General features: G+C 71.4%; 11 protein-coding genes. 10 read left to right on the top strand and 1 reads right to left on the bottom strand.

Annotated features, from left to right (window positions below):
• Positions 1-53: 53 nt before the first annotated feature.
• The 6 genes from ACH4UK_RS04665 (at position 54) to ACH4UK_RS04640 (ending at position 11,218) form a co-directional block, all read left to right on the top strand.
• Positions 54-4,280 carry an Rne/Rng family ribonuclease gene (locus tag ACH4UK_RS04665; RefSeq protein ID WP_398354504.1) on the top strand — a complete coding sequence of 1,409 codons (4,227 nt, stop codon included), beginning with the start codon at positions 54-56 and terminating at the stop codon, positions 4,278-4,280.
• 332 nt (positions 4,281-4,612) lie between these two features.
• Positions 4,613-5,731 (top strand): DegT/DnrJ/EryC1/StrS family aminotransferase, encoded by a 1,119-nt coding sequence (locus ACH4UK_RS04660; protein WP_398354503.1) that lies wholly within the window; start codon positions 4,613-4,615, stop codon positions 5,729-5,731.
• Positions 5,728-6,747, top strand: coding sequence for a Gfo/Idh/MocA family protein (locus ACH4UK_RS04655; RefSeq protein ID WP_398354502.1), 1,020 nt, complete (start codon positions 5,728-5,730; stop codon positions 6,745-6,747). Before ACH4UK_RS04660 ends, ACH4UK_RS04655 begins: the two co-directional genes overlap by 4 nt.
• Positions 6,748-6,793: 46 nt before the next feature.
• On the top strand, positions 6,794-8,317 hold the full coding sequence (locus tag ACH4UK_RS04650) for a glycosyltransferase family 4 protein (protein WP_398354501.1): 1,524 nt from the start codon (positions 6,794-6,796) through the stop codon (positions 8,315-8,317).
• Complete coding sequence (locus ACH4UK_RS04645; protein ID WP_398354500.1) at positions 8,314-9,930, top strand: glycosyltransferase family 2 protein; 1,617 nt, start codon at positions 8,314-8,316, stop codon at positions 9,928-9,930. The genes ACH4UK_RS04650 and ACH4UK_RS04645 overlap by 4 nt, the downstream gene beginning before the upstream one ends.
• A gap of 4 nt (positions 9,931-9,934) precedes the next feature.
• A complete protein-coding gene (locus ACH4UK_RS04640) occupies positions 9,935-11,218 on the top strand; it encodes a nucleotide sugar dehydrogenase (protein WP_398354499.1) in 1,284 nt (427 codons plus the stop codon).
• A 67-nt stretch (positions 11,219-11,285) separates the two neighbouring features.
• Here the strand turns inward: ACH4UK_RS04640 and ACH4UK_RS04635 are convergent, their stop codons facing one another.
• The gene (locus ACH4UK_RS04635) at positions 11,286-11,882 is read right to left on the bottom strand and encodes an acyltransferase (protein ID WP_398354498.1); all 597 of its coding nucleotides are present in this window, start codon (positions 11,880-11,882) and stop codon (positions 11,286-11,288) included.
• A 399-nt stretch (positions 11,883-12,281) separates the two neighbouring features.
• Here ACH4UK_RS04635 and rplU point away from each other — a divergent pair, with 399 nt between their 5' ends.
• From rplU to ACH4UK_RS04615, 4 genes are all read left to right on the top strand, one after another.
• Entirely contained in the window at positions 12,282-12,602 is a 321-nt protein-coding gene (gene rplU, locus ACH4UK_RS04630; protein WP_003969204.1) for a 50S ribosomal protein L21, read from the top strand.
• Between the two features lie 14 nt (positions 12,603-12,616).
• A complete protein-coding gene (gene rpmA, locus ACH4UK_RS04625; RefSeq protein ID WP_164612097.1) occupies positions 12,617-12,874 on the top strand; it encodes a 50S ribosomal protein L27 in 258 nt (85 codons plus the stop codon).
• 144 nt (positions 12,875-13,018) lie between these two features.
• Positions 13,019-14,455: a GTPase ObgE gene (gene obgE, locus ACH4UK_RS04620; protein WP_398354497.1), complete on the top strand. Its 1,437-nt coding sequence runs from the start codon at positions 13,019-13,021 to the stop codon at positions 14,453-14,455.
• Between the two features lie 492 nt (positions 14,456-14,947).
• Positions 14,948-16,447 (top strand): SDR family NAD(P)-dependent oxidoreductase, encoded by a 1,500-nt coding sequence (locus tag ACH4UK_RS04615; protein ID WP_398354496.1) that lies wholly within the window; start codon positions 14,948-14,950, stop codon positions 16,445-16,447.
• Positions 16,448-16,652 lie beyond the last annotated feature (205 nt).

The following is a 16,652-nucleotide window of genomic DNA, read 5'->3' as shown; positions in this document are numbered from 1 at the left end:
GCCGGACCGGAATCAGACGCGGCGCCCGGGAGCACGACGGGAGAACCGCCCGCATGCCTCAGCCGAACGAACCCGGCACGACCGGGAACAACGAAGACAACACCCCCGGGGACAAGCTTCCCCCGCGCCGCCGGCGCCGCGCGGCCTCCCGCCCGGCGGGCCCGCCCGGCGCGGCCGTAGCCCCCGCCGAGGACGTCACGCCGGCCATACCGGCCGAAGAGTCCGCCGCCCAGGCCGCGGACGACACGCCCGGAGAAGCGGTCACCGGGACCGCCCCGCCCGCCCGTACGCGCCGCCGCGCCGTGCGTAAGGCCACCGCGCCCGCAGGCGCCCCGGAGCCGGTGGAGAACACCGAGCCCGCCCAGGCCACCGAGGCCACCCCGGTCGCCGAGCAGCCCGCAGCCGAGGAGGAGCCCGCCGCACCCGCGCCGCGCACCCGTCGCCGCGCGGTCCGCAAGGCGACCGCCCCGGCCGGTGCGCCGGAGGCCGCCGAGGCCCCCGCCCCGGTCGTCGAGGCCCCGGCCGAGGCCGCCCCCGAGTCCGACCCCGAGGAAGAGACCGAGGTCGCCGTGGAGATCCCCGACGAGGCCCCGGCGCCCCGCCGCCGTCGCGCCTCCCGCAAGGCCACCGCCCCCGCGGGCGCCCCGGAGGCCGCCGAGGCCGCCGTCGTGGTCGAGCCCGCCAAGGCCGCCGAGCCCGTCGAGGAGCCCGCCGCCGTCACCGCGGCGGAGCCCGTGGAGGCCCCCCGCGGCCGTGCCCGCCGCCGTGCTTCGGCCCCGGCCGGTACGCCGCAGACCGCCCAGCCCGTCACCGAGCCGGCGGCCGAGCCGGCCGCCGCCGCGCCCGCCGAGGCGGAGGCCGCGGAGGAGTCCCCGGCCCCGCGCAGCCGCCGCCGCGCGTCCCGCAAGGCGACCGCGCCCGCCGGCACGCCGCAGCCCGCCGAGCCGCTCGCGTCCGCCGACCTCGCGGCGGAGCCCGTCGGGACCGGCGAGAGCCTGCCCGCCGCCGTCGCCGAGGAGCTCGCCGCCGAGGTGGACGAGGTCGAGGAGGCCGCCCCGCGCGGCCGCCAGCGCCGCCGGGCCACCGCCGCCGCCGGCCGCCCCGAGTTCACCGCGAAGACCGAGGAGCCGACCCGCAAGGGCCGGCGCGCGTCGCGCCCCGCCGTCGCCGTCTTCCAGGCCCCGGTCTTCGCCGAGCCGATGTTCCAGACCCCCGAGACCGCGGCCGCCGCCGCTGCCGCGGTCGGTTCCTCCTCCGCGTACGACGAGGTCGAGGAGGCCGAGGAGCAGCAGACCGCCGAGGCCGAGCAGGCCCCCGCGCCCGCCGAGGCCGCGCCGCAGGGCGGCTCGCGTCGCCGTCGCCGCCGCCGTGGCGAGGCCGACGGGACCGAGCAGGCCGCCGAGCCCGCCGCCCCTGTGGAGGCCCCTGCCGAGCAGCCCGTCGAGGAGGCCCCCGAGGCCGAGGCGGACGAGCACGAGGGCGAGGACACCGACGAGTACGGCGACCGGCCCTCGCGCCGCCGTCGCCGTGGCGGCCGCCGCCGCCGTCGTGGCGAGGCCAACGACACGGACGACGAGCAGAACGCCGACGAGGCGCCCGCGCCGTCCCGCTCCGATGAGCCCCGCTCCGAGGACGAGACCCCGGACGCCGCCGACGAGGGCGACGAGGACGACGACTCCTCGGCATCCGGGTCGAGCAGCAGCCGCCGTCGCCGCCGTCGCCGTCGCCGCAGCGGTGACGCCGCCGCCGAGGCCGACCAGGGCACCACCGACGACCCGGAGCGCACGGTCGTCAAGGTCCGCGAGCCCCGCAAGAAGGAGGAGCGCGAGCCGGGCACCGGCTTCGACGAGGTCCAGTCCATCAAGGGCTCGACCCGTATGGAGGCCAAGAAGCAGCGCCGCCGCGAGGGCCGCGAGCAGGGCCGCCGCCGGGTCCCGATCATCACCGAGGCGGAGTTCCTCGCCCGCCGCGAGGCCGTCGAGCGCGTGATGGTCGTCCGCCAGAACGGCGAGCGCACCCAGATCGGCGTCCTCGAGGACAACGTGCTCGTCGAGCACTACGTCAACAAGGAGCAGGCCACCAGCTACGTCGGCAACGTCTACCTGGGCAAGGTCCAGAACGTGCTGCCGTCCATGGAGGCCGCCTTCGTCGACATCGGCAAGGGCCGCAACGCCGTCCTGTACGCCGGTGAGGTCAACTTCGAGGCGCTCGGCATGGCCCACGGGCCGCGCCGCATCGAGACCGCGCTCAAGTCCGGCCAGTCGGTCCTGGTCCAGGTGACCAAGGACCCGATCGGCCACAAGGGCGCGCGGCTGACCAGCCAGGTCTCGCTGCCCGGCCGCTACCTCGTCTACGTGCCCGAGGGCTCGATGACCGGGATCAGCCGCAAGCTGCCCGACACCGAGCGCTCGCGCCTCAAGGCCATCCTCAAGAAGATCGTCCCCGAGGACGCGGGCGTCATCGTGCGCACCGCCGCCGAGGGCGCGAGCGAGGACGAGCTGCGCCGTGACGTCGAGCGGCTCCAGGGGCAGTGGGAGGACATCCAGAAGAAGGCGAAGGGCACCAGCGGCTCCAACGCGCCGACGCTGCTCTACGGCGAGCCGGACATGACCGTCCGGGTCGTCCGCGACATCTTCAACGAGGACTTCTCCAAGGTCATCGTCAGTGGCGACGAGGCGTGGGAGACCATCCACGGTTACGTGGCGCACGTCGCGCCCGACCTGACGGAGCGGCTGTCGCGCTGGACCTCCGAGGTCGACGTCTTCGCGACGTACCGCATCGACGAGCAGCTGATGAAGGCGCTGGACCGCAAGGTCTACCTGCCCAGCGGCGGTTCGCTGGTGATCGACAAGACCGAGGCGATGGTCGTCGTCGACGTCAACACCGGCAAGTTCACCGGCCAGGGCGGCAACCTGGAGGAGACCGTCACCAAGAACAACCTGGAGGCGGCCGAGGAGATCGTGCGTCAGCTGCGGCTGCGCGACCTCGGCGGCATCGTCGTCGTCGACTTCATCGACATGGTGCTCGAGTCCAACCGGGACCTGGTGCTGCGGCGGCTCCTGGAGTGCCTGGGCCGCGACCGCACCAAGCACCAGGTCGCCGAGGTCACCTCGCTGGGCCTGGTCCAGATGACCCGCAAGCGGGTGGGCCAGGGGCTGCTGGAGTCCTTCTCCGAGACCTGTGTCCACTGCAACGGGCGCGGTGTCATCGTCCACATGGAGCAGCCGACGTCCGTCGGCGGCGGTGGCGGTGGCGGTGGCGGCGGCAAGAAGTCCAAGAAGCGCGGCCGCGGCGGCGCGGGCCAGGACCACGAGCACGGTCACGAGCACGACCACGGTCACGGCTCCGACGACCATGCGGCCGAGCCCGTCGAGACCGAGACCGAGGCCGAGCTGGCCGCCGAGGTCGCCGCTCCGGTGTCCCTGGCGGACCTGGAGCCGGTCGCCGACGACGAGTTCTACAGCAGCCCCGCCGAGGCCGAGGCGGCCGCCACGCGCGGCCGCGGCCGCCGTCGGGCCTCCCGCAAGGCGTCGGCCCCGGCCGGCGCTCCGAAGGCCGAGGCGCCCGCCCCGGCCGTCGAGGCCCCCGTCGTCGAGACCCGGCCCGAGCCGGTCCTCGACACGCCCGCCGAGATCCCGGTCGCGGAAGCCCCCGAGGCTCCGGTCGAGGCCGCGCCCCAAGGGCGCCCGCGCCGCCGGGCCACCCGTAAGGCGACCGCCCCGGCGGGTTCGCCGAAGCAGGCCGAGGCCCCGGAGCCGGTCCAGCCGGCCGAGCCCACCACGGACCCGGTCGCGGTCGAGGACCCGGTCGTCGAGGCGCCCGCCCCCGAGGTCCCGGAGGAGAAGGCCCCCGAGGCCGAGGCCCCCGTGGCCGCACCGCCGCGTGCCCGGCGCCGGGCGACCCGCAAGGTCACGGCTCCGGCGGGCTCGCCCACCGGGTCGGACGACGCGGGGACCGTCGTGGTCGCGTCGGCACCGGAGGAGAAGGCTCCGGATTCCGACGGCCAGGCCCCCGAGGGATCAGCGGAATCCACCGGAACGACGGAATCCGCCGAGCCGGCCCCGGCGAAGAAGACGGCCCGCAAGGCCGCCGCCAAGAAGGCTCCGGCAAAGAAGGCGGCGGCCAAGAAGACCGTCGCGAAGAAGACCGCAGCCAAGAAGACGACGGCGAAAGCGACCGCGAAGAAGGCGACGAAGAAGACCGTCGCCGCCGAGCAGTCGTCGCCGTCCGTGACGGCCTCCACGTCCTCCACGGAGGGCGAGCCGCCGGCAAACCGATGAATCCGTAACCGGTTGTTCATCATCGGGTGTCCCGCTCCGAGCACGTCGGGGGCGGGACACCTGCTTTGTTTCAGAACTGATGCAAGAGCCGGTTAACGAGCCCGAAATGGGTCGAGAAATCCCTGATAATGTGACGACGGTTGCCATGCGTGTGAGCGTTCTTCACGAAACTACGGTTGGTGACAAGGCCCGGCGACGATACCGACCGGGTCGGATTCCTCGGCAGGGCGTCGGCATTGTGCCGGTGGGGTTACGCGCGACCTCGGTAAGACGTCCCGCACCTCGGAGCTCTGCCTGGTAACGAGCTCTTGCGGTGTTCAAGGAGGACGTTCATGACGAGCATCAACGAGCAGCCGATTCCTGCTGCCCGCCCCGTCATCGGGGAAGACGAGATCGAGGCCGCGGTACGCGTGCTGCGCAGCGGTCGCGTCGTCCAGGGCCCGGAAGTCGCGGCTTTCGAGGAAGGCTTCTCGCGCCTGGTCGACGACCGGCACTGTGTCGCCGTCAACTCGGGCACATCGGCCCTTCACCTGCTGCTGCTCGCCCTGGGAGTCGGCCCCGGCGACGAGGTGATCGTCCCCTCGTTCTCCTTCGCGGCCTCCGCGAACGCGGTCCGCCTCGTCGGTGCCGACGTGGTGTTCGCCGACATCGAGCCGGGCAGCTTCGGCCTCGACCCGGCGGCGGTCGAAGCCGCGATCACGCCGCGCACCGCCGCGATCATGCCGGTGCACCTCTACGGCCACCCCGCGGCGATGGACAAGCTCATGCCCATCGCGGACCGGCACAAGCTCGCCGTGGTCGAGGACGCCTGCCAGGCCCACGCCGCGGCGCTGAACGGCACCCCCGTCGGCGCGTTCGGCGCGGGCGGTACCTTCAGCTTCTACCCGACCAAGAACATGCACTCCCTCGAGGGCGGCATGGTCAGCACGGCCGACGCCGAACTGGCCCGCACCCTGCGCCTGCTGCGCAACCAGGGCATGGAGCAGCGCTACGCCAACGAGATCGTCGGCGCCAACATGCGGATGACCGACGTGTCCGCCGCCGTCGGCCGCGTACAGCTCGGCAAGGTCGAGGGCTGGACCGAGCAGCGCCGTGCCAACGCCGCGTACCTCGACGCGCACATCACCGCCCCGGCCGTCACCACGCCGCCGGTGGCCGAGGGCGCCCGGCACGTCTACCACCAGTACACCGTGCGGATCAGCGGTGACCGGGACGCCGCGATGGCGAAGCTCACCGAGGCGGGCATCGGCAATGCGGTCTACTACCCGACGCCGATCCACCGGCTCAAGCCCTACTGGGAGCCGGACCAGAAGGCCGGCCGCACCTGGGACCTGCCCGAGACCGAGCGGGCCGCCGCCGAGGTCGTCTCGCTCCCCGTCCACCCCTCGCTCACCGAGGGCGACCTGGCGCGCATCGCCGCCGCCGTGAACTCCCTGGGGGAGAACCTGTGAGCGCCGCACTGAAGGCCGGGCTCATCGGCCTCGGCTCCATGGGCCGCCACCACGCCCGCGTCCTCGCGAGCCTGGAGGGCGTCGACCTGGTCGGCGTCGTCGACCCGATGGGCGACAAGAACGGCTGGGCCCAGGGCGCCCCCGTCCTCGCCACCGTCGAGGAGCTCCTCGCCCTCGGCATCGACTACGCCGTCGTGGCCTGCCCGACCGGGCTGCACGAGCAGGTCGGCCTCCAGCTCGCCGACGCCGGCGTCAGCGCCCTGATCGAGAAGCCGCTCGCCGACACCGTCGAGGGCGCCCGCCGCCTCGTCGACGCGTTCGAGTCGCGCGGCCTGGTGGCCGGCGTCGGCCACATCGAACGCTGCAACCCGGCCCTGCTCTCGCTCCGCGCCCGCCTGGAGGCCGGCGAGCTGGGCGACGTCTACCAGGTCGTCACCCGCCGCCAGGGCCCCTTCCCGCACCGGATCGCCGACGTCGGCGTGGTCAAGGACCTCGCCACCCACGACATCGACCTGACGGGCTGGGTCACCGGCCAGACGTACACCTCGATCGCCGCCCACACCGTCTCCAAGTCCGGCCGCAAGCACGAGGACATGGTCTCCGCCGTGGGCCAGCTGTCCGACGGCACGATGGTCAACCACCTGGTCAACTGGCTGAGCCCGCTCAAGGAGCGGTTCACCTCGGTCACCGGCGAGCGCGGCTGCTTCATCGCCGACACCCTCACCGCCGACCTCACTTTCCACTCCAACGCCGCGGTCACCACCGAGTGGGAGGCGCTGCGCGCCTTCCGCGGGGTCTCCGAGGGCGACATGATTCGTTACGCCATCCCCAAGCGCGAGCCGTTGCTTGTCGAGCACGAGCTCTTCCGCGACGCTGTGCAGGGCAAGCCCGCCGACATTTGCACGCTCCGCCAGGGGCTTCGTACGGTCGAGGTGGCGACATCGCTGCTCGACTCGGCCAACCGCGGCCGGACCGTCGTATTCGAGACAGGAGAGCCCGCTCGTCATGGCGATTGACAGCTCGGCCGCTAGGCCGGAGCGCAGTTCCCGGGGAAAGATCGTCATGCTCGTCGACAACGGCGTCAATGGCGATTCCCGGGTGCAGAAGGAAGCCCGCTCGGCGGCGGAGGCCGGCTGGGACGTGGTGCTCCTGGGTAAGTCGCCCACCAAGAAGAGCCAGAAGTGGTGGCTCGGTGCCGCCGAGGTCCGCCTGCTGAGTGTGCCGACGCCCCTGCATCGCCGCCGTCACGAGTACCGCAGGGCCTTGCTGCGTTCACCTCTCGCGTACCCGCCCGGTCCGCTCGCGGAGTACCGCAAGCAGCGGATGAAGGCATGGCGCGCCGAGTTGAACGTCCGGAGCGTCGAGGCCAAGCGCGGCAAGTCGTCGCTGGGCGCCGCGCGTCTGGTGCCGCCGCGCCTGCTGGCGAAGGCGCTGAACAAGTGGGTGCACTTCCGGGCAGGCCGCACCGAGGCGCTGGCACAGCGTCGCAAGAGCATGGAATCGCCCCTGGACCGTTTCACCACGGCCTTCTGGGTCCGGACCATGGGCGACCGGGCCTGGCGACGCCTCGACCCGGCCCTGTGGGACTTCGAGTTGGCCTATGGGAAGGTCATCGATCGACTCGAACCGGACGTGATCCACGCCAACGACTTCCGCATGCTCGGCGTGGCCGCGCGGGCGAAGCTGCGTGCCGAATCCAAGGGACGCAAGGTCAAACTCCTCTGGGACGTGCACGAGTTCCTGCCCGGTATCAAGCCGTGGAACCCCCACCCGCGCTGGCACATCGCGCAGTGCGGGCACGAGCGGGAGTACGCGCGGTACGCCGACGCCGTCACCACGGTCTCCAGCACCCTGGCCGAGATGCTGGTCGAGGGCCACGGCCTGAAGGCGCTGCCGGAGGTGGTGCTCAACGCACCGGACGCCGAGATCTCGCCGGAGCAGGCCGCCGAGCCGGTGCCCGACCTGCGAGAGCTGTGCGGCATCGGTCCGGACGTCCCGCTCGCGGTCTACAGCGGCGCCGCGGCGCCGCAGCGCGGCCTCGACATCATGATCGAGGCACTTCCCCAGCTCCCCGATACGCACGTGGCCTTCGTCGTCCTGCGGCCGAACTCGGCGTACATGCAGGAACTCAAGGAGCGCGCCGCCGACCTGGGCGTCACCGAACGGCTGCACATCCTGCCGTACGTTCCGCACTACCAGGTGGTCCCCTTCCTGTCCGCGGCGGACGTGGGCGTCATTCCCATCCACCACTGGCCGAACCACGAGATCGCCCTGATCACCAAGTTCTTCGAGTACTCCCACGCCCGTCTGCCGTTCGTGGTGAGCGACGTCAAGACGATGGGGGAGATGGTCGCCCGGACCGGTCAGGGCGAGGTGTTCACCGCGGAGGATGTCTCCGACTACGTACGGGCGGTCAAGTCCGTGCTTGCCGAACCGGTGAAGTACCGTGCCGCCTACGAACGCGAGGGGCTGCTGGAGCAGTGGACCTGGGAGGCTCAGGCCGAGGTCCTGGACGGCGTCTACACGCGGCTCGCCGGAGCGATGCCGGTGAAGACGGAGAAGCCGAGCTCCCAGGTGATGGCATGACCCGAGAGCCCGATGTCACCGTCGTCGTCGCGGTCTACAACACGATGCCCTACCTGACGGAGTGCCTGAACTCCCTGGTCCAGCAGAGCATCGGGCCGGACCGCCTGGAAGTCGTGGCCGTCGACGACGGATCGACCGACGGCAGCGGTGCGGAGCTGGACCGGTTCGCCGGTCTCCACCCCGACGTGGTGAGGGTGATCCACCAGCCGAACTCCGGGGGACCCGCCGCACCCAGTAACCGGGCGCTGGACGTGGCCACCGGCCGCTTCGTCTACTTCATAGGCGCGGACGACTACCTCGGCGAAGAGGCACTGGAGCGGATGGTCGCCTGCGCCGACGCCAACGAGTCCGACGTGGTCGTCGGCAAGATGGTCGGCACGAACGGGCGCTACGTCCACCAGAAGCTGTACACCGGCAACCGGGACGTCACCCTCGACGACTCCGAGCTGCCCTTCACCCTGGCCAACACCAAGCTCTTCCGCCGGGAGCTGGTGGAGAAGCACGGGCTCCGCTTTCCCGAGGACATGCCGGTCGGCAGCGACCAGCCGTTCACGATCGAAGCGTGCGTCCGGGCCCGGAAGATCTCCGTGATCTCCGACTACACCTGCTACTACGCGGTCAAGCGCGGCGACGCCAGCAACATCACCTACCGGGCGAACCACCTGGCCAGGCTCCACTGCGTCGAGCGGATCGTGCAGCACACCGCCGACCTGATCCCCGCCGGTCCGAAGCGCGACGCCGTGCTCAAGCGGCACTTCGACTGGGAGCTCACCAAGCTCCTGCAGAAGGACTTCCCCGCCCTCGACCTCGACACCCGCCGCCGGGTGTGTGAGGGCGTCGGCGCGCTGGTGGACGCCCACTTCACCGACGGCCTGCGCGACGGCACCGGGGTCAAGCGCCGGGTGCGCTTCGGTCTCGCCCGCAGCGGCGCCGTCGAGGAGCTCACCCGCGCCATCGCGGAGGAGACCGAGCACGGGGCGCCGCCCTTCCTGCTGGAGGGCGACCGGGCCTTCGCCGCCTACCCCGGATTCCGTGACGCGGCCGTCGGCCTCGACGACCGGTACTACGAGGTGCTCGGCGAGACGGTGTCGGGCCGCCTCTCCGCCGGTACGCGACTGGAGTCGGCCGACTGGGAGCAGCACGGCACGGAGCTGTCCTGCGTCGTGAGGCTGCGCGTCGGCGTCAGCGGCGACACGTCCTCGGCCGTCGTCGCCCTGGCCCAGGGCGCCATGCCGGAGAGCGCGGACAAGGCCGGCGCGCGCAAGCTCCCGGCGGACGCCGCTCGCCCGAAGCGCAGCGGCACGCTCACCGCCGACGCGGCCGAGGACGGCGGCACCCTGCTGACCGCCCGTATCCCGCTCGCACCCGCGCGGGCCAAGAGGGGCGTCCGCCTCTACGTGGACGTGGCGGGCTCCCCGTACGAGATCCCGGTCCGCACCGAGGGGCAGCCGATGCCGCTGGCGCGCCGCTGGGGGAGTGCCGACCCCCACCGCGTGGCGGCGAACACCAACGGCAAGGGCCGACTCGTGATCACGACGGCCCCACTGCGGGAACCGAAGTCCGGCGTGGGTGCACGGCTGCGCCGCACGCTGTCCAGGTCGAAGAGGAAGTAACCCGATGAATATCTGTGTAGTCGCGCTCGGCAAGATCGGACTTCCGCTCGCCGTGCAGTTCGCCGCCAAGGGCCACAAGGTCATCGGCGCGGACGTCAACGAGAAGGTCGTCGAACTCGTCAACGCGGCCACCGAGCCGTTCCCCGGTGAGCACGACCTCGACGTCAAGCTCAAGGAGACCGTCGGCGCGGGCCTGCTCTCCGCCACGACGGACACCACCGCCGCGGTCGCCGCGTCCGACGCCGTCGTGGTCGTCGTCCCGCTCTTCGTGGACGCCGAGGGCACCCCCGACTTCGGCTGGATGGACGCCGCGACCAAGGCCATCGCGGCAGGCCTGAAGCCCGGCACCCTGGTGAGCTACGAGACCACGCTGCCGGTCGGCACGACCCGTACCCGCTGGGCGCCGATGCTGGCCGAGGGCTCGGGCCTGACCCCCGGCGAGGACTTCCACCTGGTCTTCTCCCCGGAGCGGGTCCTCACCGGCCGGGTCTTCGCCGACCTGCGCCGCTACCCCAAGCTCGTCGGCGGCATCGACGAGGCGTCCGCCGAGCGCGGCGTCGCCTTCTACGAGGCCGTTCTCGACTTCGACGAGCGCGAGGACCTGCCCCGCCCCAACGGCGTCTGGGACCTCGGCACGGCGGAGGCCTCCGAGCTGGCGAAGCTCGCCGAGACCACCTACCGCGACGTCAACATCGGCCTGGCCAACCAGTTCGCCCGGTTCGCCGACCAGAACGACATCGACGTCAAGAAGGTCATCGAGGCCTGCAACAGCCAGCCCTACAGCCACATCCACCAGCCCGGCATCGCCGTCGGCGGCCACTGCATCCCGATCTATCCGCGGATGTACCTGTGGAACGACCCGGAGGCGACCGTCGTGCGCTCGGCCCGCGAGGCCAACGCCGCGATGCCCGCGTACGCCGTCGACCTGCTGGCCGCCGCCTACGGCGACCTGGACGGCGTCGGGGTCCTGGTGCTGGGCGCGGCCTACCGCGGCGGCGTCAAGGAGACCGCGTTCTCCGGCGTCTTCGGCGTCGTCGAGTCCCTGAAGGCGCGCGGCGCGGTGCCGTTTGTCTCGGACCCGATGTACACCCCCGAGGAGCTGACCGCCCTCGGCCTCGTCCCGCACGAGAGCCAGGCCGTCACCGCCGCGGTGCTCCAGGCCGACCACGCCGAGTACCGCGAGCTGTCCGCCGCCGACCTCCCGGACGTCCGCGTCCTGGTCGACGGCCGCCGCACCACGGACCCGGCCAACTGGGCCGGCGTACGCCGCGTCGTCATCGGCGGCTGAGCCGTCCGGAAGTGAAGTGAGGTGAGGGCGGGCACCCGGCAGGGTGCCCGCCCTCACCGGACGACGCTCAGCGCTCGGACAGCACCCCGTCCTTCTCCTCGTACAGCACCCCGCTCTGCGGGCACTCCCACACCCCCGGCTCGCCCTCGCGCGCGACCAGGCGGACCCCGCTGTGGCCGACCCAGCCGATCTGCCGGGCGGGCACGCCGACGACCAGGGCGAAGTCCGGGACGTCCTTGGTGACGACGGCGCCGGCCGCGACCATGGCCCACCGGCCGATCCGGACCGGCGCGACACAGACCGAGCGGGCGCCGAGCGAGGCGCCCTCGGCGACCTTCACCCCCACGGCCTCCCAGTCGCCGCCGCGCTTCTGCTTGCCGTCCGGGGCGACCGAGCGGGGGTTGTGGTCGTTGGTGAGGACGACGGCGGGGCCGACGAAGACGCCGTCGCCGAGCTCTGCGGGCTCGTACACGAGGGCGTAGTTCTGCAGCTTCACGTTGTCGCCGATGCGCACACCGGTGCCGACGTACGCGCCCCGGCCGACGACACAGCCTTCACCGAGCTTGGCCCCCTCGCGGATCTGGGCCAGCTCCCAGACGCTGGAGCCGGCCCCGATCTCGGCGGTCTCGTCGACCTGGGCGGTGGGCTGGACCCTGTAGTTCACGTACGGCGCCTTCCGGGAGATACACCTGATCCGTTCTGTCCGGCGAGCATACGACCACGCCGGGATCCCGCCTCTTTCGGTGTGGGCAGTGGTGGGGGCGCCGCACGACAGGCACCCGTGTCGCCGGAGCCGGTGGCGCGTGCGACGGCCAGGTGTGCAGGGGGAATGCCACGCCCTGGGGGTGACCGGACTCGGTTTGACCCCCACACCCCCGCCCCGTAACCTTGACCCTCGGTGTGTTTCCTTAACGCGCCTACCCCTGAGCACATCCCTCCCGGTCACGGTCGGTGTTCGCGCCGCCGCCAGGAGAGGCCGCTCATCCTTCCGGATCGTCCCGGGCCCCGGCCCGTGCGAGCGGCTGGCATCAGGGGATCCGTTCCGAGCGAGAGAGAGATCCGCGTGTACGCCATCGTGCGCAGCGGTGGTCGCCAGCACAAGGTAGCTGTCGGCGACATCGTTGAGGTTGACAAGATTTCCACTGCCAAGGTTGGCGACACGGTCGAGCTCTCGACCCTGCTCGTTGTCGACGGTGACGCGGTCACCAGCGACCCGTGGGTGCTGGACGGCATCAAGGTCACGGCCGAGATCGTGGACCACCACAAGGGCGCGAAGATCGACATCCTTCGCTACAAGAACAAGACCGGTTACCGCCGTCGCCAGGGTCACCGCCAGCAGTACACGGCGATCAAGGTCACCGGCATCCCCGCGGCTGCGAAGTAAGGGACTGAGAACACATGGCACACAAGAAGGGCGCATCTTCCACTCGGAACGGGCGCGATTCCAATGCTCAGCGGCTCGGCGTGAAGCGCTTCGGCGGTCAGGCCGTCAACGCCGGTGAGATCCTGGTCCGCCAGCGCGGCACCCACTTCCACCCCGGCTCGGGCGTCGGCCGTGGCGGCGACGACACGCTGTTCGCGCTGACTGCCGGTGCGGTGGAGTTCGGCACGCACCGTGGCCGCAAGGTCGTGAACATCGTTCCGCTCGCCGTCTGAGTTTCCCGACGCGCGCAGAACGACACACAGCACCTTCCGAGGGCGGATCTCAGCTTTCCCGGCGAACGGGGAAGCGGGTCCGCCCTCGGCGTGTTACGACAGAGACAATTCCGTATTTTCCTGCTGTACCTGGAGGCACCAACCATGACCACCTTCGTGGACCGCGTCGAGCTGCATGCCGCCGCGGGTAACGGAGGCCACGGCTGCGCCTCCGTCCACCGTGAGAAGTTCAAGCCGCTGGGAGGCCCCGACGGGGGCAACGGCGGACGCGGCGGCGATGTGATCCTCGTCGTCGAGCAGTCCGTGACCACGCTGCTGGACTACCACCACAGCCCCCACCGCAAGGCCACCAACGGCCAGCCCGGCGCCGGCGACAACCGCTCCGGCAAGGACGGCCAGGACATGATCCTGCCCGTGCCGGACGGCACCGTGGTGCTCGACACGGCCGGGAACGTGCTGGCCGACCTCGTCGGCCACGGCACCACCTTCGTGGCCGGTCAGGGCGGCCGCGGCGGCCTCGGCAACGCGGCGCTGGCCTCGGCCCGCCGCAAGGCCCCGGGCTTCGCGCTGTTCGGCGAGCCGGGGGAGAGCCGGGACATCGTCCTGGAGCTCAAGACCGTCGCCGACGTGGCCCTCGTGGGGTACCCGAGCGCGGGCAAGTCCTCGCTGATCTCGGTGCTCTCCGCGGCCAAGCCGAAGATCGCGGACTACCCGTTCACCACCCTCGTGCCGAACCTCGGCGTCGTCACCGCCGGCTCGACCGTCTACACCGTCGCGGACGTCCCCGGGCTCATCCCCGGCGCCAGCCAGGGCAAGGGCCTCGGCCTGGAGTTCCTGCGGCATGTCGAGCGCTGCTCGGTGCTCGTGCACGTCCTGGACACCGCCACCCTGGAGTCCGACCGCGACCCCGTCTCCGACCTCGACATGATCGAGGAGGAGCTGCGGCTGTACGGCGGCCTGGAGAACCGGCCCCGCATCGTCGCCCTCAACAAGATCGACATCCCGGACGGCCAGGACCTGGCCGACATGATCCGCCCCGACCTGGAGGCCCGCGGCTACCGCGTCTTCGAGGTCTCCGCCATCGCGCACAAGGGCCTCAACGAGCTGTCCTACGCGCTGGCCGGGATCATCGCCGAGGCACGCGCCGCCAAGCCGAAGGAGGAGGCGACCCGCATCGTCATCCGCCCCAAGGCCGTCGACGACGCGGGCTTCACCGTCACCCTGGACGACGAGGGCATCTACCGGGTGCGCGGCGAGAAGCCCGAGCGCTGGGTGCGCCAGACCGACTTCAACAACGACGAGGCCGTCGGCTACCTCGCCGACCGGCTCAACCGCCTCGGCGTCGAGGCCTCCCTGATGAAGGCGGGGGCCAAGGCCGGCGACGGCGTCGCGATCGGCCCCGAGGAGAACGCGGTCGTCTTCGACTGGGAGCCGACCGTGACCGCCGGCGCCGAGATGCTCGGCCGCCGTGGCGAGGACCACCGCCTGGAGGAGCCGCGCCCCGCCGCGCAGCGCCGCCGGGACCGCGACTCCGAGCGTGACGACGCGGAGAAGGAGTACGACGAGTTCGACCCCTTCTAGGACCTGTCGTCAAACTGCCGTCTGCCGGGCGACGCCCGGCACGCACGCTCGCGGCGTTGCCGAAATGCCCTAGTAGCTCCGCTACGAGACCATTCCGGCGCCTTGCGATCGCACGCACCATGCGCCGCCCGGCCGCCCTTCGGGCGACGACGGCAGTTTGACGACAGGCCCTAGGCCTGTTTCCGGGCCGGTCGGGAAAGGGCGGCCGGACGGCACGTCTCTCCGGAGGCGTGCCGTCCGGTAGCCTCGGGGCCGGGCACCGGCGGTTTCCGCCGGTCACGCCGGGTGCACGTGCTGCAGATGTGCGGATTGAGCAACACATCTGTGGGGTCGGTCACCCCGGGCATCACCCCGGCAGCGCCCAACCTCCCTGGCCAGAGGGTGAACTGCGGGTATCCGCAGGACGAGCGGCGGACGACGTCCACCTTGCGAGACGGTCACGGAGAGTGCGACCATCACACTGTTCCCCCGTCATAGCAAGGTAGGTCGTCTGTGTCTGTGCCGCATGAAGCCAAGCCCCGGACCACAGCGGTCGTGCTCGCCGGTGGGACCGGCCAGCGCGTGGGCCTCTCGATCCCCAAGCAGCTGCTGAAGATCGCCGGCAAGGCCGTCATCGAGCACACGCTGACCATCTTCGAGAACGCCGAGGGCATCGACGACGTCATCGTGCTCATGGCGCCCGGTTTCGTGCCCGACGTCGAGAAGATCGTCGCCAAGGCCGGACTGACCAAGGTCACCCGGATCATCGAGGGCGGCAACACCCGCAACGAGACCACCGAGCGTGCCATCGCGGCCCTCGGGGAAGGCCTCGCCGAGGGTGAGGACCGCAACGTCCTCTTCCATGACGCGGTGCGCCCTCTTCTGTCACAGCGAGTGATCACGGACTGCGTCGACGCACTGGACCGGTACCAGGCCGTCGACGTCGCCATCCCGTCGGCGGACACGATCATCGTGACCCGCACGCATGGCGAGGACGGCGAGTTCATCACCGAGGTGCCCGACCGCTCGCGGCTGCGCCGCGGCCAGACGCCGCAGGCCTTCAAGCTCTCCACCATCCGCAGGGCGTACGAGGTCGCGGCGGGCGACCCCAACTTCCAGGCCACCGACGACTGTTCGGTGGTCCTCAAGTACCTCCCCGACGTGCCGATCTACGTGGTCGCGGGCGACGAGTACAACATGAAGGTGACCCAGCCGGTCGACGTCTTCATCACCGACAAGCTCTTCCAGCTGGCCTCCACCGCCGCCCCGCGCCAGGCCGACGAGGCCGCCTACCGGGAGCTCCTCACCGGCAAGACCCTCGTCGTCTTCGGCGGTTCGTACGGCATCGGCGCCGACATCGCCTCCCTGGCCGAGGGCTACGGTGCGCACGTCTACGCGCTGGGCCGCTCCACCACCGGTACGCACGTGGAGAACCCGGAGCACGTGGACGACGCGCTCTCCAAGGCGTACGGCGAGACCGGCCGCATCGACTACGTCATCAACACCGCGGGCGTGCTGCGGATCGGCAAGCTGGCCGAGACCGACAACACGACGATCCAGGAAGCCCTGAACGTCAACTACCTGGCGCCCGTCCAGATCGCCCGCGCCTCGTACAAGTACCTCGCCGAGACCCAGGGCCAGCTGCTGCTCTACACCTCCAGCAGCTACACCCGCGGCCGCGCCGAGTACAGCCTCTACTCCTCCACCAAGGCCGCCATGGTCAACCTCACCCAGGCGCTCGCCGACGAGTGGGCGGGCGAGGGGATCCGGGTCAACTGCGTGAACCCGGAGCGCACCGCGACCCCGATGCGCACCAAGGCGTTCGGCCAGGAGCCCGAGGGCTCGCTGCTCTCCTCGGAGGCCGTGGCGCGCACCTCGCTGGACGTCCTGCTCTCCGCGCTGACCGGTCACGTCATCGACGTACGGCAGCAGGACCCGACAGCGGGCGCCGCCGATTCCTCCGGCTTCGAGCAGGCACTCGCCTCGGTGCTGGACCGTCAAGCAGATGTGTAATAATTCTTGACAAATGTTCTTTTCCGGGCCTCTGTTGTCGCTTTGCGCGATAGCAGAGGCCCGAATGCGTGAAGCAGCACCTTCACATTTCCGCCAATACGTGAATCAACCGGCACCCCCTGGAGCAGGTTCTTCGTGATCTCGACAGCCATTCGCCTGGCCCGTGTGGGCAGCAGGTCGGAACTGGCGGCAGCGTTGTTGATGG

This window comes from Streptomyces sp. NPDC020884, assembly GCF_044333935.1.
Lineage (GTDB): Bacteria > Actinomycetota > Actinomycetes > Streptomycetales > Streptomycetaceae > Streptomyces.
The sequence above is the reverse complement of the archived record's forward strand: the minus strand, read 5'-3'. Positions and strand labels throughout refer to the sequence as shown.